Source organism: Mesorhizobium sp. Root157, assembly GCF_001427385.1.
GTDB lineage: Bacteria > Pseudomonadota > Alphaproteobacteria > Rhizobiales > Rhizobiaceae > Mesorhizobium.
Genome location: NZ_LMGJ01000001.1, coordinates 456,619 through 474,062 on the forward strand (window position 1 = coordinate 456,619; position 17,444 = coordinate 474,062).

The following is a 17,444-nucleotide window of genomic DNA, read 5'->3' on the forward strand; positions in this document are numbered from 1 at the left end:
TGCACCTTTTTGGCCGGAGAGATTGACGTTATGCGACGAAAATCGCATGGCAGACGCAACAAAGTTTCAATGGGCATGGCCGACATTTTATGCAATGGAAGCCCGATCATCCGCCCGCGAAAGTATCATCAAGCCAGACAGGAACTCATGATGTCCGAAGACAGCCTCCTTGATAGCGCCCTTGTTCGTCTCGACGAAGCCGCCCGGCACATCAACGTCGACGCCGATGTTATCGAGAAGCTGAAATACCCGCGAGAAACGACCAAGGCGCGCTTGATGATCCGCATGGACGACGGTTCGCGAAAATCGTTCCTGGCCTGGCGATGCCGCTATGACGACACGCGCGGCCCGACCAAGGGCGGCATTCGGTTCCATCCCGACGCCACGGCCGACGAGGTCGAGATGCTGGCGTTCTGGATGACGTTCAAATGCGCCGTCATGAACCTGCCCTACGGCGGCGGCAAGGGGGCGGTGCAGGTCGATCCGCGCAAATTGTCCAAGACCGAACTGGAGCGCCTGTCGCGCTCCTACATCCAGGCTTTCGCCCGCATCCTCGGGCCGGATCGCGACATTCCAGCGCCCGACGTCTACACCAATGCCATGATCATGGGCTGGATGGCCGATGAATACAGCCAGATCGTCGGCCAGGCTTCCCCCGCCGTCATCACCGGCAAGCCGCTGGCGCTCGGCGGTTCGGTCGGGCGCGGTGACGCAACGGCGCGCGGCGGCTATTACCTAGTCCGCCACCTGGCCACGGAACTCGGCCTCAAGGGCAAGCTGCGCATCGCCATCCAGGGCTTCGGCAATGCCGGCCAGCACATTGCCTCCCTGTTCGCGGCAGACGGCCACAGCATCGTTGCCGTTTCCGATTCCGGCGGCGCGGTGCAGGCGGCGAACGGACTTTCACTCAATGCCCTTCTTGCCGCCAAGCAGGCCGACAAGTCCGTCATCCACACGATCGGCAAGGACGGTCACGAAGCGCTTAGCGCCGAGGAGCTTGTTGGCGCCGAATGCGACGTGCTGGTGCCGGCAGCCCTCGAAAACATGATCCGCATCGACAATGCCGAGACGATCAAGGCGCGGGTCGTGCTGGAACTGGCGAATGGCCCGGTCACCCACGATGCCGACGATATCCTGGCCAAGCGCAATGTGGTGGTTTTGCCCGACATCCTCGCCAATGCCGGCGGCGTGACGGTTTCCTACTTCGAGTGGGTGCAAAACAAGCAGGGCTATTATTGGCAACTGCAGGAAATACACGACAAGCTGCGTGTCATCATGGAACGCGAGGGGCGTGCGATCTGGGAACTGGCTGCTGCGCGCGGCATAACCGTGCGCACCGCGGCTTATGTACATGCGCTCAGCCGCCTTGCCGAAGCGATCGAGGCGCATGGCACGCAGAGCTACTTCGACAGTTAAAAGCTTCCTAGTATATTGGGGCGTGATCGAAGGCTGTGCCGTGGATTGCGTCCCAAGCCACCAAAGGCGTTTGCTTAGCGGCATCCGTTTCAAGAGATACATAAGCGGATCGACCGATGGCCTTCGTTCCCGACCTTTCCGTGCTGGTCCAGTTTTCCATCGCCACGATCATTCTGGCGATAACGCCGGGGCCGGACATGACGCTGTTCGTCAGCCGCACGCTCAACCAGGGGCGGCTGGCCGGTTTTGCTTCGATGGCGGGTGCGCTGTGCGGAACGCTGGTTCACACGACGCTCGTCGTTGTCGGCATATCGGCGCTGATCGTCGCATCGCCAACAGCTTTTTTTGTCCTGAAGATCTTCGGCGCCGGCTATCTCGTATTCCTGGCCTGGCAGGCGATCGCCAAGGGGTCGGCATTTTCGCCGGAGCAGAACGGCGGGCCTAATGTCTCGCTGTTTCGAAGCTGGGCAGCAGGCCTAGGCGTCAACCTGCTCAATCCCAAGATCATCCTTTTCTTCATGACCTTCCTGCCGCAATTCGTGTCGGCGCACGACACGCACGCACCCGGCAAGCTATTCTTCCTCGGTGCCCTGTTCGTGGTGCTGTCGATCCCGGTGACGGCACCGATGGTGTTTGCGGCGGAAAAATTCTCGGCTGCGATGAAATCCAGTCCCAAAATCACGCGGGTGGTCGATTACATGCTGGCCGGCGTTTTTTCCGCCTTCGCGCTCAAGATCCTGACGGCCCAGGCGAAGTAGGCAACTGTGGTTGCGGTTCGGAGCGCCAGTTTCCCGCCCAGCGGCCTGAAACCAGCCAATAGGCAATTCCACCAACGATGCCGCTGCCGATCATCGATGCGATGAAGCGTGGCGTCATAAAAGTCGAGTCTATCTCCGTCTCGAACCCGCCGCCCGGCATCGGCGATTGCCAGAATAGAGCAACCACCGCCACTCCTATCGCTGCCCCGGCCAGTGCATAGAAGAGCCAGTTGCGCAGGCCGAGAATTTCACTGACCACAATGGCGACGCCAGCCGGCACGAAGGCGAAGTAGCCGACGAAAAGCGCCGTGAACGGGATCGAAAACAGCAACGGTCCCACGACATAGGCAGTGCTTTCGTCGGGCTGGAAGCCGGCAGCGCCAAGAAAAAGCAGATGGATGAAGGCGCTGGCGGCCAGCGCCGCCGCCGCATAGCCGATGAGGATGACGGCAAAGCGGATCAGATAGGCGAACATCCGCCCCATCACGCCTCGCCGTGGCCTGCGATCATCATGGCTTCCAGCGCAAGGCGATCCACCTTGCGCATGCGCTCCGACTCCGATTTCAACTGACCGCAGGCGGCGAGGATGTCACGCCCCCGGGGCGTGCGGATCGGCGAGGCATAGCCGGCATTGTTGATGTAATCGGCAAACTTCTCGATCGTTTCCCATTCCGAACACTGGTAGTTCGTGCCCGGCCAGGGATTGAACGGAATGAGGTTGATCTTGGCCGGAATGCCCTTCAGCAGCTTGATCAGCGCCTTGGCGTCGTCGATCGAGTCGTTGACCTCCCGCAGCATCACATATTCGAAGGTGATGCGGCGGGCATTCGACAGACCCGGATAGGCACGGCAAGCCGCGATCAGTTCCTTCAGCGGGTACTTCTTGTTGATCGGCACCAGAAGATCGCGCAGATCGTCGTTGGTCGCATGCAGCGAGATCGCCAACATGACGCCGATCTCTTCGCCGGTCCGATAGATTTCCGGCACGACACCGGACGTGGACAGCGTGATGCGGCGCTTGGACAGCGCCAGCCCGTCGCCATCGGAGGCGATCAGCAACGCCTTCTTCACCGCTTCGAAATTGTAGAGCGGCTCGCCCATGCCCATCATGACGATGTTGGAGATTTTCCGCCCCTCGGCCGGCACGATGGCGCCAGCCGACGTGTCGTGGTCGGGAAAGTCGCCGAGCTTGTCGCGGGCGGTCAAAAGTTGCGCGAGGATTTCTTCCGCCGTCAGGTTGCGCACCAGTTTCTGCGTGCCGGTGTGACAGAAGGTGCAGGTCAGCGTGCAGCCGACCTGGCTGGAGATGCACAGCGTGCCGCGCCCTTCCTCGGGAATGTAGACGGTCTCGATCTCTACCGGGCGACCGGCGCCGCGCGGCGGAAACCGGAACAGCCATTTGCGGGTGCCGTCGGTGGAAATCTGCTCTTCGACGATCTCCGGTCTGGCTACGGTGAAGTGCTTGTCCAACTCCGAGCGCAGATCCTTGGAGATGTTGAACATATGCGAAAAATCGGAAACCCCGCGCACATAGAGCCAGTGCCAAAGTTGGCTGGCGCGCATATTCGCCTGACGGGCCGGGACTATCCCGGCACCGACCAGCGCTTCGGCAAGCTCGGCCCGCGTCAGGCCGATCAGAGAAGGCTTTTCGGACATGGCGGCGCGTGCGGCCAGAGCGGCGCGGGTCGCGTCAGAGGTGAGATCGATCGATAAGGTCATGATCGGCACTATATAGGAACGAAAAGAAAAAGATCAGCGCCGATAGCACGCGGTGGCGGCTCCGTCACGCCACGACGTGCGGCGCGGCATGTTTGCTACCTGTTAGCCTCTGATCGCGTAGGCTTTGCCTATGGATTCCATTGCCCACATATTGCTCGGCTTGCTTGCACTCAACCTCGCCGCGTTCCTGGCATTCTGGTGGGACAAGCGGCTGGCTGAGGCGGGGTCCTGGCGCATCAGCGAACGGACCTTGTTGTGGCTGGCCCTGCTGGGCGGCAGCCTGGGCGCGGTCTCGGCCCAGCAGATATTTCGGCACAAGACGCGCAAGGAACCGTTCAGGACCCTGCTTTACCTGATTGTCTTCCTGCAGATCACCATCGGTGCAAGCTGGCTGCTTGCACCGGATCTTGTGGCCGGTCTCATCCGTCGGTTGGCAAGCTGACGTCGAAGCGGCGTCACTTGCAGTTGGCGATGGAACTCAGAGCCGCCGAGATGCCTTTCAGCGAAAAGACGTAGTTGGTGGCATTGCCGCGGCCGGATTTGGCCTCCACCTTCATATCCGAGCCGCCTTTCATTGCGGCGATCAGGACTGGCTCCTCGGCGGCATTCTCGACCCAGGCGGATTTGCCGCGCGTGAACATCGTGAAGGATTTGTCGCCCACCGAGACGGTAACCTTGGAGTTTTCCTGGAAATTGTAGCCGGCAATGAATTGCGGTTCGTAGGAGACCTGCTGGCCGGGCCTCTGGCTGACGAAGAAGAACATGTCGCCATGGTCGAGCGTCGGCGGCTGCTTGTCGGTCGGCACCGTCAGCACGTAGCAGACCTTGCCGTTCTGCGCCTGGTAACTGTAGGTGCCCCAGGCATTGTGCTGGCCGATCTTGGTTGCCTGCTGGGCGAGCGCTGGCGTTGCGGCGAGCAGCACCAAGCCTGAAATTGTAGCAATCAATCCGCGCATTGTGTTTCCCGTATTCCAAATGGTGCGGGGGCAGGCCGGCGTCTCGTCCTGCCCGTTCGCTTTATTTTGATTTAATCTGGGTTACCAAAGGATGAAGTTTTGCAAGAAAGCACTTCTGCCATAGGAAACCGCCGCCATTTCAGCACCTTCGCCTTCGGGGACGTTTCGTCCCTTGGCTCCGGCACCATGTCCCTGGCGCGACTTGGAAGGCAGGAAAAAGGCGAGAGTTTGACTGGTCGGTAGAGGATGGCCCTCAACCGTCAGCCGTTGTCTGAAATCGCCTGGCGGGCCGCCAGGCGATGTGCAGGCTTGATATGGGCGCGCACCGCTGTAATCGCCGCCGTCAACACGGCAATGTCGTCGGTGAAGCCCAGGCCGAGGATGACGTCGGGGATGGTGTCGGCAGGCAGGATGAAGTAGCCGAGCGCCGCCAGCAGGATAGCCTTGGCGCGCAGCGGCGTATTCCTGTCCAGCGCACAATAGTAGGCGGCAACGACATCTTCCATGAAGGGGATCTGGCGCGCGGCCTGCTTTGCCTTGTGCCAGAATTTTGAACGCACCTCGCTTTCGTCACCGGCCTTGCCGGAAAGACCAGAGAAATTGACGCGGTTTTCCTTTGCCATTGCTCGCGATCTCCTTACGAACGGGCAGCGTTGGGCGCCCGCAAGCGCAATGTGGTGAAGGTAGGCCCCCACTGCAAGATGCAACCGGTTCAGCCGCCGAAGATGCGATTGATCTTCTTCGCCAATTCCATGTCGAGTGCGGTGATGCCGCCAGCGTCGTGGGTGTTCAAGGTGATGTCCACAGTCTTGTAGACGTTCGACCAGTCGGGGTGATGATCCATCTTCTCGGCCGCCAGCGCCACGCGCGTCATGAAGGCGAAGGCTTCGGAAAAATTGCGCAAGGTGAAAACGCGGTTGATCGACCTGCCGTCCGCGGCGAGCGACCAGCCTTGCAGCCCAGCCAGCGCCTCATTGATTGCGTCCCTGTCGAGTTTTTCTCGTCCCATGCGGTCCATCCGTGCTATCGGCAATGCCTGCAAACAAACATAGCGCGGGATCGATGGACGCGAAGCCCCAAAAATCAATCCTGTTCGTTTGCCTCGGCAATATCTGCCGTTCGCCCCTGGCCGAAGGCGTCTTCGCAGCCGTGCTCGCGGAAAAAGGCCTGAGCGACCGTTTCCAACTCGATTCGGCAGGCACTGGAGGATGGCATGTGGGATCGGCGCCGGATCCCCGGTCAATTGCGATCGCCGCCAGTCATGACATCGACATTTCCAGGCAGAAAGCGCGCAAGGTCACGGTCGACGATTTTTCCCGGTTCGACCTTGTCCTCGGCATGGATAGCAGCAACGTGGAGGACCTGCGCCAATTGGCACCGGCAACCGGCCGGGATCGCATCCACTTGTTCCTTGAGTTTGCCGAGGGCTGGCCGCGCGACGTTCCCGACCCGTATTATGGTGGCGACGACGGCTTCGGAGCCGTCTACCGCACGATACGCGAAGCGTCCGACAGACTGGCAAGCCGGCTGGCCGAACGCATGTCGTTACCCGAAAGCGGCCAGGCCTCTTCGACGACATAGGGGCCGCCGCCGACCGAATCGCGCGACGACATCAGCACGAACCTGCCGACGCGGAACGGCGTTGCCGCAAAGTTGCCGCGTGCCGAGAGATAGGTTGCAACCTCGATCGGGCTGGAGTTGCGCAGCCTGGCGAGAGTGACGTGCGGCATGAATTTGCGCGGATCGGCCGAGATGCCGATGCGCTGGCAGATGCGGTCGATCTCGCCCTGCAGGGCCGACAGGTCGGGGGAGGCGGCGACACCGGCCCATACCGCATGCGGCTTCTTCTGGCCGAAAGCGCCGACGCCCGACAGCGCCAAGGTGAAGGATGGGCGCCGCACCCGATCGAGTTCATTGGCGATGTCATCGGCGACATGACCACCGACATCGCCGATAAACCGCAAGGTGATGTGGTAGTTTTCGACGTCGACCCAGCGGGCGCCTGGCAGGCCTCCCCTGAGCAGCGAGAGGGAGAGGGCTGCGTCACGCGGAATTTCGAGGGCGGTGAAAAGACGTGGCATTTAAAGCCTCCTGTCCCCGAATCGAACTCTCTATGTCCAGCGAATCACCGATAGGAGCGTGGGGCAAGCGGTTTGTTTCCCGAACTGCGCCTTGTGGTTTCCACGGTGGAAGCTGTGGCCGTTTGGTTACTTGGCCGGCGGTAGTGCTGCGATGGCTTTCTCGATTGTCGGCAGGAAGCTTTCGACCATGCGTTCGACGCCTGCCGCGTTCGGGTGCATACCGTCGTCAAGCTGCATGGAGCCGTTGCCGGCGACGCCGTCGAGGAAAAACGGATAGAGCGTGGCGCCATATTTTTCGGCAAGTGCGGGGTAGATGGTTCCGAACTGCTCGCCATAGGCATGTCCGAGATTTGGCGCGGCGACCATGCCGGCCAGCACCACCGGAATGCCGCGCGCTTTCAGGCGCGAAAGCATGGCGTCGAGGTTTTGCTCGATGAGAGCGGGATCGACGCCGCGCAGCATGTCGTTGGCGCCGAGTTCCAGAATCACCAGGCGCGTGCCATCGGGTATGGACCAGTCGAGACGGGCGAGACCGCCGCTGGTCGTGTCGCCGGAAACGCCGGCATTGACGACGGCGACGTCATGCCCCTTGGCGCGCAGCGTCGCCTGCAATCTGTCGGTGAAGCCTTCGCCGGGGCCAAGACCGTAGCCCGCCATCAGGCTGTCGCCGAAACCAACGATCTGCAACGGCTCAGCTTTGGCCGAAGCTGCTGGCGCAAACGTGAACGCGGCGAGCGTGACAAGCAGGGCAACGATGTGTTTGAAAGCCATGCGGCAGGCCCCATATGACCAGGACAATTTCAAGACGCCTTTTCCCATATAGGACAAATTCGCTTTGACAGAAGCCGTCATCGAACTGAAAGACGTATCGCTGACGCTGGGAGAAGGTGCGTCCTCGGTCGATGTGCTGAAGGGTGTCGGTCTCTCGATCTCTCCGGGTGAGGCGACCGGCATCGTCGGCCCGTCAGGCTCCGGCAAGTCGACCTTGCTGATGGTGCTGGCCGGGCTGGAACGGGTCGATCGGGGCACCGTCCGCATCGCCGGCGAACTGCTCAATGGCAAGAGCGAGGATCAGATCGCATCGTTTCGGGGCCGTAACATCGGCATCGTGTTCCAGTCCTTTCACCTGATCCCCAACATGACGGCGCTGGAGAATGTCGCCGTACCGCTCGAACTGGCAGGCCACGCCGATCCGTTCGCGGTGGCGGAACGGGAACTGGCTGCCGTGGGCTTGAGCGATCGTGTTACTCATTATCCGGGCGAACTGTCTGGCGGCGAGCAGCAGCGCGTGGCCATTGCGCGTGCGCTGGCCCCGTCGCCGTCGATCCTGATTGCGGACGAGCCTACAGGCAACCTCGATCAGGCGACTGGCAAGCAGGTTGCGGACCTGTTGTTTGCCAAGGCTGCCGAACGCGGCATGACGCTGGTTCTGGTCACGCACGATCCGGCCTTGGCCGCGCGGTGCTCGCGCCAGGTGGCCATGCGCTCGGGGAGCATCGAACAGCCGCCGCCGGTCAAGGCGATCGCCTGATGCCGCTGGCCAGGACGCTCAGCCTCGCCATCCGGTTTTCGTTGCGGGAAATGCGCGGCGGGCTTTCGGGCTTTGCCATCTTTCTCGCCTGCATCGCGCTGGGCGTGGCTGCGATCGGCGGCGTCAATTCGGTGGCGCAATCCATCGCCGACGGCGTTGCCAGCCAAGGCCAGCCGCTGCTCGGCGGCGACCTGCGCTTCCAGCTTAACCAGCGCGAAGCGAGCGCGGAGGAACTTAGCTATCTCGAAGGAATGGGGACGGTTTCCCACAGCGCCAACATGCGCTCCATGGCGCGCCTCGAAGATGGTTCGGATCAGGCTCTGGTCGAGGCAAAGGCCGTCGACGCGGCCTATCCGCTCTACGGTGCGCTGGAAACGCAGCCGGCCCTTTCCAGGGACAAACTGTTTGGCGAGCGCTCAGGGGTCTTCGGTGCCGCCGCGCCCGATCTGTTGTTCGAACGGCTTGGGCTGAAGCTCGGCGGCAGGGTCAGGCTTGGCGAGGCGGCCTTCGAACTGCGCGCCGTGCTGGTTACCGAGCCGGACGCCGTCTCCGACGGCTTCGGCTTTGCGCCACGCCTGCTGGCCTCCATGGAGGGACTGACTGCCTCAGGCCTGGTCCGGCCGGGCAGCCTGGTCGAACATTCCTATAAGGTGAAGCTACCTGCCGCGACCAGCGAGGCAGGCATCACGACGCTGGAAGACCAGGCGCGCACCGCCTTCCCGCAGGCCGGCTGGTCGGTCCGCACGCGGTCCAACGCGGCGCCGGCGCTATCCTCCAACATCGAGCGCTTCTCGCAATTTCTGACGCTGGTCGGCCTGACCGCGCTGGTGGTCGGTGGCGTCGGCGTCGCCAATGCCGTGCGCGCCTATCTCGACGGCAAACGCGCGGTAATCGCGACTTTCAAGAGCCTCGGCGCTTCGGGCGGTTTTGTCTTCACGGTCTACCTCGTGCAGATTCTTGTGATTGCGGGCCTGGGCGTCCTCGCCGGGCTTGTGCTCGGCGCTTTGATGCCATTCGCCGCCAGCGCGGCGCTGCAATCGGTGATCCCGGTGCCGGCACAGGCGAGTGTCTATCCTGGCGCACTCGCTCTGGCTGCCTTGTTCGGCCTTTTGGTCACGCTGGCCTTCGCGCTTATGCCGCTGGGCAGGGCGCGCGATATTCCTGCGGCGGCGCTGTTTCGCGAAATGGGCTTCGCGAGCCGGGGCATGCCGCGCGCGGTCTACGTGGCAGGGGCGCTGACGATTGCCCTTGCCCTGGCCGCACTTGCCGTACTGAGCGCCGACGACCGCCGCATCGCCTCGATCTTTGTGGGAGCAACGGTGGTTTCCTTCCTCGTCCTGCGCCTTGTCGGCCTTCTGGTGCAATGGCTGGCAAGGAAATCGCCCCGCATTCGCTCGACGGTGCTGCGACTCGCTGTCGGCAATATCCATCGCCCCGGTGCCTTGACGCCTTCGGTAGTGCTGTCGCTCGGCCTTGGGCTGACGCTTCTGGTGACCCTGGCGCTGATCGACGGCAATCTGCGCCGCCAGATCACCGGCAGTCTGCCGCAGATGGCGCCGAACTTCTTCTTCGTCGACATTCAGGCCAGCGATGTCGATGCCTTTTCCGCATTGGTCGGCACCGAGGCGCCCGGCGGAACTGTGGTCAAGGTTCCGATGTTGCGCGGCCGTATCATGCAGCTTAACGGCGTCGATGTGGCCAAGGCCAGCATCCCCGCTGCCGGGGCCTGGGTATTGCGCGGCGATCGTGGGCTGACTTATGAGGCGACCCAGCCGGCAAACGCCACCCTGACGCAGGGAAACTGGTGGCCGTCCGACTATTCCGGCGAGGCGCTTGTGTCGTTTTCCGCACATGAAGCGCAAGAGCTTGGCCTCAAGCTCGGCGATACGGTGACCGTCAATGTGCTTGGCCGCAACATCACCGCCCGAATCGCGAATTTCCGTCAGGTGCAGTGGGAATCCATGGGCATCAATTTCGTCATGGTGTTCTCCCCCAACACCTTTGCCGGCGCGCCGCACAGTTGGCTGGCGACGCTGGCCGATCCGCAAGCGACAACGGCCGACGATGCGCGCGTACTCAACGCCGTCACCCGCGCCTTTCCGGCAGTGACCACCGTGCGGGTCAAGGATGCGCTGGATGTCGTCAACCGGCTGGTCGGCGAACTTGGCATGGCGATCCGGGCGGCCGCAGGCGTTGCCCTGGTGTCGTCCGTGCTGGTGTTGGCCGGCGCGCTGGCGGCCGGCAACAATGCCCGCATCCACGACGCCGTGGTGCTGAAGACCCTCGGCGCGACGCGAAGGACGCTTATCGCCGCCTTTGCGCTGGAATATATGCTGATCGGCCTGGCCACGGCGGTGTTCGCGCTGGCCGCCGGCGGCGTTGCCGCCTGGTTCGTGGTCAGCGAGATCATGACGCTTCCCTCGCAGTTCTCGGCCGAGGTCGCGCTGACCACCATTGCCCTTGCGCTGGTACTTACGGTCGGCATCGGCCTTGCCGGCACCTGGCGGGTTCTGGGGCACAAGGCAGCACCCGTCTTACGCAACCTCTGATCCTGCTTCGGCCTCACCGCAGGAAATTTTGGTTAATTCGCGGTAATGTTTCGGCAAATACGGCCAGGAATCTGCGCTTTTGTGCTTTCACGAAGCATTGCCAGGGGTTACAGGTCTTGTTCTGAAGGCTAAGAACCCTCATATTTTGCCGTAGGCATGCTGGAGCCCCGCCAGCGGCGCCTGGGTTGGAAAGAACCCGACACCCGACGGGGCAGAAGCAATAGAGGAATTCCCATGGCTGAACCCCTTCGCAACTACCAGACGCGCACGGTTCCCTATGGCCGCGCGGATGCGGCCATCGACGAGGGCCTGCGCGCTTACATGATCCGCGTCTACAATCTGATGGGCATGGGCCTACTGATCACCGGTCTTGCCGCCGTCGTCACCATCATGATGGCGACAACCAATGATCAATCGGCTGCCGTCGCTACGCTGCCGAGCGGCCAGATGCTCACCTCCTTCGGCTACGCGATCTTCGCTTCGCCGCTGAAATGGGTGGTCATTCTCGCCCCTCTTGCTGCCGTGTTCTTCCTGTCGTTCCGCGTCCAGTCGATGAGCGTTGCCGCCGCCCAAACCACGTTTTGGGTCTACGCCGGCCTTGTCGGCCTGTCGCTGTCGTCGATCTTCCTCGTCTACACCACAGCCAGCGTAACGCAGACCTTCTTCGCCACCGCGGCCGCCTTCGGCGCGCTGTCGCTCTATGGCTACACGACCAAGCGCGACCTGACCGCGATGGGCTCGTTCCTGATCATGGGCGTGTTCGGCCTGATCATCGCGATGGTGATCAACATCTTCCTGCAATCGTCTGCCCTGTCTTTCGCCGTCTCGGCGATCGGCGTGCTGATCTTTGCCGGCCTCACCGCCTACGACACGCAGAAGATCAAGGAAATGTACTTCGAGGGCGACGACACGGTAGTCGCCGGCCGCAAGTCGATCATGGGTGCGCTCACCCTCTATCTCGACTTTATCAACCTGTTCATGTTCCTGCTGCAGTTCATGGGCGACCGCCGCTAGTCAACGGCTGGACCAGTTGAATGCCAAAGGGCGGCCCAACGGTCGCCCTTTCCATTTGCGCCGACGTTTGATGTAATAAAAGGCATAAACGAACATTGCCTATTTATTGAGCAAGACGATGATACGAGCGGCGACCGTAGCGGACCTTGGACAGATCACCGAGATCTATTCGGATGCCGTTCTCAACGGCACGGCGAGTTACGAACTCGAGCCGCCGACGCTTGCTGAAATGCAGGCCCGCTATGACAACCTGCGCGCGGGCGGATTTCCTTACCTTGTTGCAGCGGATGCAGCGGGTACCATTCTCGGCTATGCCTATGCCGGACCATTCAGGACACGTCCGGCCTATCGCTTCATCGTCGAGGATTCGGTCTATGTGATGCCGTCCGCGAAAGGCCGCGGCGTTGGCCTCGAATTGCTGCGAGCGCTGATTGAGGCCGTGCGCCAGCTTGGCTTCCGGCAACTTGTGGCGGTGATCGGCGACGGCAGCGCCGAAAGTCCGTCCGTCCGTTTGCATGAGAAGTTGGGTTTTCGCCATTGCGGCCGGCTGCAAGGCTCCGGCTACAAGCGTGATCGCTGGCTGGACACGGTTTTCATGCAACTGGAATTGAATGGCGGCACAACGTTGCCGCCGGATGCCGACTCGCTACCGGAGAAAAAATTCCGTCACGAAATGTGAAAGCTTGCCTGCGCTACAGGCGGAAACGGCGCTGGCGCTTTGATGAGAATCCGAAAACCAGATTTTGGTTTTTAGCACGCATGAAAGAAAATGCTTAAAGTGCGGCCAGCTAATCTGAAAGATCGCGGCGCGCTCTAAGATCCAGCCGATCCAGGGTCGGCAAGGTCGAGCGGATGCACGATGCGGGCGCCATCGGCATCGCCGAAAAATGCCTCGACGCCATAGACGGCGCGCAACGTCTCCTGCGTCAGCACGGTTTCGGGAGGACCATCGGCGACGATCCTGCCGCGGTCGATCAAGATGAGGCGCGAGCACCAGCGCGCCGCAAGCCCGAGATCGTGCAGTGAGGCCACCACGCTCCTGCCATCGCGCGCCAGGTTGCCGAACAGCCGCATCAGAGCGATCTGGTGCGAAGGATCGAGCCCGGCTGTCGGCTCGTCCGCCAAAAGCAGCGGCGTGTCCTGGGCAAGCGCGCGGGCCGTCAGAACGCGCGCTTTCTCGCCGCCGGACAGTTCCGTCGCGATGCGGTGGCTGAACGCCTCGACATCCATGCGCCGCATGGCTTCGTCGATGACGGCACGGTCGGCATCGGTAAGCGCTGCAAAGCTCGGCAGGTGCGGCGAGCGCCCGAGCGCCACCACCGCCTCCACCGGCACGTCCCAGGCGATTTCGCGCTCCTGCGCCAGATAGGCGATCTTGCCGGCCCGCTGCCTGGCGCCGATTGCCGTGGCACTTTTTCCGTCAAGCAGGATCGTTCCGGCAAACGGCAACAGGCCGAGGACGGACCGCAGCAAGGTCGACTTGCCGGCGCCGTTCGGGCCGATGAGGCCGACGAACTCTCCCGCAGCCACGGAAAATGTCAGGTCGTGCAGGACTTGTTTACCGCCGAGGCTGACGGAAAGGCCGGTTGAGGACAGAAGCGTCATGTCAGCCTCCGCCGGGCACGAAACACCAGCCACAGGAAGAACGGCGCACCGACGATTGCGGTCAGCACACCGAGCTTCAAGTCGCGTTCCGGCGCAATCAGGCGCACCAGCACGTCGGCGGCAAGCACCACGCAGGCGCCGCCAAGCGCACTGGCAAGCAAGAGACGCGACGGCCTCGACCCGACCAGGGGCCGCAGTATGTGCGGCACCACCAGACCGACAAAGCCGATGGCGCCCGAAACCGCTGTGCCGGCCCCCACGCAGGCGGCAGTACCGAACACGGCGAGGAACTGGACGCGGCGCATGTCGATGCCCATGCTGGCTGCGGTTTCCGAACCGAGGGTGAGCGCATCGAGCGAGCGCCCGAGCGAACCCAGCATCACCCAGCCGACGACCATGAATGGTCCGGCAAGCCACACATGGGTCATGGAGCGGTCGGTCAGCGAGCCGAGCATCCAGAACATGATCTCCAGCGCGGCAAACGGGTTGGGCGACAAGTTCAGCGCCAGGGAGGTCATTGCGCCGGCAAAGCTGGTTACGGCAATGCCGGCCAGGATGATGAGCAGCGAATTGCCGCGCGTACCTGCCATGGCTTGCACGACCACGACCGCGAGCACAGCACCCGCCAGCGCCGCCAAGGGCAGCGCCAGGGCAAACGCAGCCGACAGACCGGTATAGATGGCAAGCACGGCACCGAGCGAAGCCGTGGCGCTGATGCCCAGCAACCCCGGCTCCGCCAGAGGGTTGCGCAGATAGCCTTGCAGGACGGCGCCCGACAGGCCAAGCGTCGCGCCGATCATCAACCCAAGCAGGGCGCGCGGCAGCCTGATGTCGCGCATGATCAAGGTCACGGCGTCCGCCTTGCCGGAGAAAAGGGCCACCATGCTGTCGCCGAAAGCGATACCTGCCGGTCCGACCGTCAGCGACAGCAGGAACAGGACCAGCGTAGCGGCGGCAAGCAAGGCGACCAGAAGCCTGTAGCGGAGGTTTACGGTCACGGCCGCTCCTGCCCCCGTGCGGCGGCGCGCTGCAGCACGAAAGCGGCCTCGAGCGTGAAGGGAGCACCGCAGATCATGTTGGGCACCGGCACACCTACGCTCTGCTTTTCCGCTTCGAGCGCCCGGAACGCTGGATGCACGAAATTCTCCTGCGCCAGTGCCGGCGCGCCGCCATAGGAACGAAAGCTGGTGGCGATCAAATCAGGCTGCGCCGTGATCAGCAATTCCAGCGGCAGTCGGGTACTGCCTGAGATCCCCAGCTTTTCAGCAATATTGACGAGACCGGCGGCGCGGAAGATTTCGTTGGCCAGCGTGCCGGTACCGGTCGTGTAGCTGTTGGCGTCGTACAGCGCGATCGAACGGCCGGGAGGCTGTCGAGCCTTTAGCACGGCAAGGCCGGCGTCCAGTTCGGAAACAAGTTCGCCGGCACGTTCCTGCCGCTGCAGGAGTTCGCCGACACGCAGGATGTTCTTGCGAATATCGTCGAATGAGCGCGCCGGCGCGAACTCTTCCACCTTGACGCCGAGTTCTCGCAGAAGGTTCACCGTTGCCCTTGACGAAAACGTCCCGGCCAGCACGAGATCCGGTTCCATCAGGAAGATTTCCTCCGCCAGTGCATGGTTGACGGCGAAAGCCTCGGCCTCGTTCGCCATCGCTGACGAATTCGGATCGCGCGCCAACGCCGAAACCGAGTGAAGCTGCCTCTCTCCGGCAATCAGCATGGCGAGTTGGTCGGTGCACACATTCATCGACACGACGCGATGGGGGACGGGTTCGGCATGAACGGGAGCGGTGAAAAGCAGGCCCGCCGCCACTAGCGGAACGAAGCCCGGCCCCCATCGCATCGGTCGACGGCGTTTCATCAGAAGGTTCGCGAAAAGCTCAAAGTGATCGTCCGGCCCATGGCCTTGTAGCCTTTGATGCGCTCATACTTTTCTTCGAACAGGTTTTCCACCGAAAGCTTCAGTTCCGACTGCTCATCGAGACGATAGGCGCCGCTCACATCGACCGTCGTATATGAAGACATTTTGTCTGTATTATTTGCATCAGCGAAACGGGTGCCGACGTAAAAGAGGCCAGCCTTCAGATGGAGCTTCTCCGTAGCTTGGAAATCCACTTCGGCCGAAGCCTTGAAGCGATCCTGGCGGGGCACGAAGTTACCGGTTGTCTCATCTATCGGCTTGCGCACATCGATGGATGCCTTGCCACCCCAACGGTCATTGAACCTGTGGGAAAGCACCGCCTCGAATCCTGTGACCCTCACGCGATCCAGGTTGAAGGGCTGCATAGGCCACAGAGTAGTATCCCAATTGATCTGATCCTTGATCCAGTTCTGATAGAAAGCCATGTCGAGGCTGGTCGCGTCGGTCGGCTGCCAATTCAGGCCGACCTCATAGGAGCGCGACCATTCCGGTCTCAAGTCGGGGTTGCCGACACCGAACGACTGCTGAAAATAAAGATCATTGAAGTTCGGAGCCCGGAAACCGGTTCCGTAAGAGGCGCGGGCGGTTAGTTCGGGCATGATGGCGTAGCTTGCCCCGATATTATAGGTCGTCGCGTCACCAAACTGCTCGTTGTAGTCATAGCGAAGGCCGGAATCGAAGCTAAGATCTCCGAGTTCCAGCGAATACTGGCCGAACAGGGCCGCAAGATCGCGCCGTTTGACGGTATAGGTTCCCGTGCCATCAATCTGCTCGCGATATACCTCGGTTCCGACACTGACGATGTGGTTCGCCGTCTCCGTCTCGAAGGATTTCTCCGTCGAGGCCAAGATACCAAAACGTGTTGAATCGAATTTGTCCTCGGCAGTGACCCCGTCGCGGAAATTGGTGGAATTGTCCGAATTTGCACTCGCCTCGAACGTCGAGTTCCAGCTTTCCGAATGGTCCAGCCTGACGCCGATTTTGCCGACCAGCGTGTCGGTTTCAGTTTCGTTCAGCCCAACGGGATCGAAAGGACCCGGCTTGTTGTCGTATTGTGTCCGTGCCCGGGATATCAGGCCGTTCGAGTAAACGCCGCCCCAGTCGAACTCCTTTGATAGCGAATAGTTGAATGAACCTTGCCTGAAGCCGTCGTCGTCCGGCTCATTCGAGGTGTTGTCAGGCGTCGTGAAGTCATAACCCTGCGTGCCGAACAAACTGCCGCCAAAGGAATATTCCACTCCATCGACGGTTTGTCCGGCGTGGCTCGCAGACACCGTTCCTCCCCGGGGATGCATCACACCCGTCGTCACCGTGGTGCAGGAATTGTCGCCGTTCGCGCAAACACCACCGCTCCTGGTTATGATGTTGATGATACCGCCGATGGCGTCGGCTCCGTACTGGGCTGAATGAGCGCCCTTGGCAACTTCTATCCGCTGGATCGATTCGAGAGGAATATTGAACAGAGAGACTGAACCGCTGGTGGCAGAGCTCACGCGCACGCCATTGACGAGAACCAGTGTCTGCTCGGCCTTGGTGCCACGGAGCGCAACGCCCGACGTTGCACCGATACCGCCGTACATGCTCACGGAAACGCCAGCATAGGTTTTCAAAAGCGAAGGCAGGTCGACTGCTGCCGATTGCCGGATTTCCTCTTCCCCGATGACGGTTACCGACGATGTCGAGCGCTCCAGCGACGATGCACGCCGCAGCGGCGTAGTCACCACGATGCGGTCAAGGGTTGTCATACCATTGTTACCGGGCAGGCCCTGTGCATTGGCACCCCCCGTCAGTGCCAGCACACATGCACCGGCAGCAAATATCGTCTTTCTCAATTCCAACCCCAAAAGTCGCGGGCGAAGCTTCGCCCATTGGTTTTTTCAAACCGCGAACTGGT

General features: G+C 61.7%; 19 protein-coding genes. 8 read left to right on the forward strand and 11 right to left on the reverse strand.

What is annotated here, in order from left to right; all coding sequences use genetic code 11:
• Positions 1-150: 150 nt before the first annotated feature.
• Positions 151-1,416, forward strand: coding sequence for a Glu/Leu/Phe/Val family dehydrogenase (locus tag ASD64_RS02270; protein WP_056100234.1), 1,266 nt, complete (start codon positions 151-153; stop codon positions 1,414-1,416).
• 116 nt (positions 1,417-1,532) lie between these two features.
• Positions 1,533-2,174 carry a LysE family translocator gene (locus ASD64_RS02275; RefSeq protein WP_056099960.1) on the forward strand — a complete coding sequence of 214 codons (642 nt, stop codon included), beginning with the start codon at positions 1,533-1,535 and terminating at the stop codon, positions 2,172-2,174.
• Here the strand turns inward: ASD64_RS02275 and ASD64_RS02280 are convergent.
• On the reverse strand, positions 2,146-2,658 hold the full coding sequence (locus ASD64_RS02280) for a hypothetical protein (RefSeq protein WP_056099963.1): 513 nt from the start codon (positions 2,656-2,658) through the stop codon (positions 2,146-2,148). The genes ASD64_RS02275 and ASD64_RS02280 overlap by 29 nt on opposite strands.
• The gene (gene rlmN, locus ASD64_RS02285; protein ID WP_056100237.1) at positions 2,658-3,893 is read right to left on the reverse strand and encodes a 23S rRNA (adenine(2503)-C(2))-methyltransferase RlmN; all 1,236 of its coding nucleotides are present in this window, start codon (positions 3,891-3,893) and stop codon (positions 2,658-2,660) included. Before rlmN ends, ASD64_RS02280 begins: the two co-directional genes overlap by 1 nt.
• Before the next feature lie 130 nt (positions 3,894-4,023).
• Here rlmN and ASD64_RS02290 point away from each other — a divergent pair, with 130 nt between their 5' ends.
• Entirely contained in the window at positions 4,024-4,335 is a 312-nt protein-coding gene (locus ASD64_RS02290) for a DUF1294 domain-containing protein (RefSeq protein WP_056099966.1), read from the forward strand.
• Positions 4,336-4,348: 13 nt separating this feature from the next.
• Here the strand turns inward: ASD64_RS02290 and ASD64_RS02295 are convergent, their stop codons facing one another.
• From ASD64_RS02295 to ASD64_RS02305, 3 genes are all read right to left on the reverse strand, one after another.
• Positions 4,349-4,849: an invasion associated locus B family protein gene (locus ASD64_RS02295; protein ID WP_056099969.1), complete on the reverse strand. Its 501-nt coding sequence runs from the start codon at positions 4,847-4,849 to the stop codon at positions 4,349-4,351.
• A gap of 260 nt (positions 4,850-5,109) precedes the next feature.
• Positions 5,110-5,472 (reverse strand): YkvA family protein, encoded by a 363-nt coding sequence (locus tag ASD64_RS02300; RefSeq protein ID WP_056099972.1) that lies wholly within the window; start codon positions 5,470-5,472, stop codon positions 5,110-5,112.
• A gap of 89 nt (positions 5,473-5,561) precedes the next feature.
• A complete protein-coding gene (locus tag ASD64_RS02305) occupies positions 5,562-5,858 on the reverse strand; it encodes a 4a-hydroxytetrahydrobiopterin dehydratase (protein ID WP_056100240.1) in 297 nt (98 codons plus the stop codon).
• 53 nt (positions 5,859-5,911) lie between these two features.
• Here ASD64_RS02305 and ASD64_RS02310 point away from each other — a divergent pair, with 53 nt between their 5' ends.
• Positions 5,912-6,430 carry a low molecular weight protein-tyrosine-phosphatase gene (locus tag ASD64_RS02310; RefSeq protein WP_056099974.1) on the forward strand — a complete coding sequence of 173 codons (519 nt, stop codon included), beginning with the start codon at positions 5,912-5,914 and terminating at the stop codon, positions 6,428-6,430.
• Here the strand turns inward: ASD64_RS02310 and thpR are convergent.
• Together thpR and ASD64_RS02320 are read right to left on the reverse strand one after the other, a co-directional pair.
• On the reverse strand, positions 6,334-6,930 hold the full coding sequence (gene thpR, locus ASD64_RS02315; protein WP_056099977.1) for an RNA 2',3'-cyclic phosphodiesterase: 597 nt from the start codon (positions 6,928-6,930) through the stop codon (positions 6,334-6,336). The genes ASD64_RS02310 and thpR overlap by 97 nt on opposite strands.
• Positions 6,931-7,056: 126 nt before the next feature.
• Positions 7,057-7,701 (reverse strand): arylesterase, encoded by a 645-nt coding sequence (locus ASD64_RS02320; RefSeq protein WP_056099980.1) that lies wholly within the window; start codon positions 7,699-7,701, stop codon positions 7,057-7,059.
• 64 nt (positions 7,702-7,765) lie between these two features.
• Here ASD64_RS02320 and ASD64_RS02325 point away from each other — a divergent pair, with 64 nt between their 5' ends.
• From ASD64_RS02325 to ASD64_RS02340, 4 genes are all read left to right on the forward strand, one after another.
• Positions 7,766-8,461, forward strand: a complete 696-nt coding sequence (locus ASD64_RS02325) for an ABC transporter ATP-binding protein (RefSeq protein ID WP_056099983.1) — start codon at positions 7,766-7,768, stop codon at positions 8,459-8,461.
• On the forward strand, positions 8,461-11,010 hold the full coding sequence (locus tag ASD64_RS02330) for an ABC transporter permease (protein WP_056099985.1): 2,550 nt from the start codon (positions 8,461-8,463) through the stop codon (positions 11,008-11,010). Before ASD64_RS02325 ends, ASD64_RS02330 begins: the two co-directional genes overlap by 1 nt.
• A 234-nt stretch (positions 11,011-11,244) precedes the next feature.
• The gene (locus tag ASD64_RS02335) at positions 11,245-12,024 is read left to right on the forward strand and encodes a Bax inhibitor-1/YccA family protein (protein ID WP_056099989.1); all 780 of its coding nucleotides are present in this window, start codon (positions 11,245-11,247) and stop codon (positions 12,022-12,024) included.
• Positions 12,025-12,130: 106 nt separating this feature from the next.
• Complete coding sequence (locus ASD64_RS02340; RefSeq protein WP_056099991.1) at positions 12,131-12,703, forward strand: GNAT family N-acetyltransferase; 573 nt, start codon at positions 12,131-12,133, stop codon at positions 12,701-12,703.
• Positions 12,704-12,837: 134 nt separating this feature from the next.
• Here ASD64_RS02340 and ASD64_RS02345 read toward each other — a convergent pair whose 3' ends face one another.
• Genes ASD64_RS02345 through ASD64_RS02360 form a run of 4 tightly spaced genes read right to left on the reverse strand, consistent with a single transcriptional unit; the run spans position 12,838 to position 17,295 of the window.
• A complete protein-coding gene (locus tag ASD64_RS02345; RefSeq protein WP_056099994.1) occupies positions 12,838-13,629 on the reverse strand; it encodes an ABC transporter ATP-binding protein in 792 nt (263 codons plus the stop codon).
• Positions 13,626-14,627: a FecCD family ABC transporter permease gene (locus ASD64_RS02350; protein WP_056099999.1), complete on the reverse strand. Its 1,002-nt coding sequence runs from the start codon at positions 14,625-14,627 to the stop codon at positions 13,626-13,628. The genes ASD64_RS02345 and ASD64_RS02350 overlap by 4 nt, the downstream gene beginning before the upstream one ends.
• A complete protein-coding gene (locus tag ASD64_RS02355) occupies positions 14,624-15,490 on the reverse strand; it encodes an ABC transporter substrate-binding protein (protein WP_244480680.1) in 867 nt (288 codons plus the stop codon). The genes ASD64_RS02350 and ASD64_RS02355 overlap by 4 nt, the downstream gene beginning before the upstream one ends.
• Positions 15,490-17,295 carry a TonB-dependent receptor domain-containing protein gene (locus ASD64_RS02360; RefSeq protein ID WP_156459975.1) on the reverse strand — a complete coding sequence of 602 codons (1,806 nt, stop codon included), beginning with the start codon at positions 17,293-17,295 and terminating at the stop codon, positions 15,490-15,492. Before ASD64_RS02360 ends, ASD64_RS02355 begins: the two co-directional genes overlap by 1 nt.
• Positions 17,296-17,444: the final 149 nt, after the last annotated feature.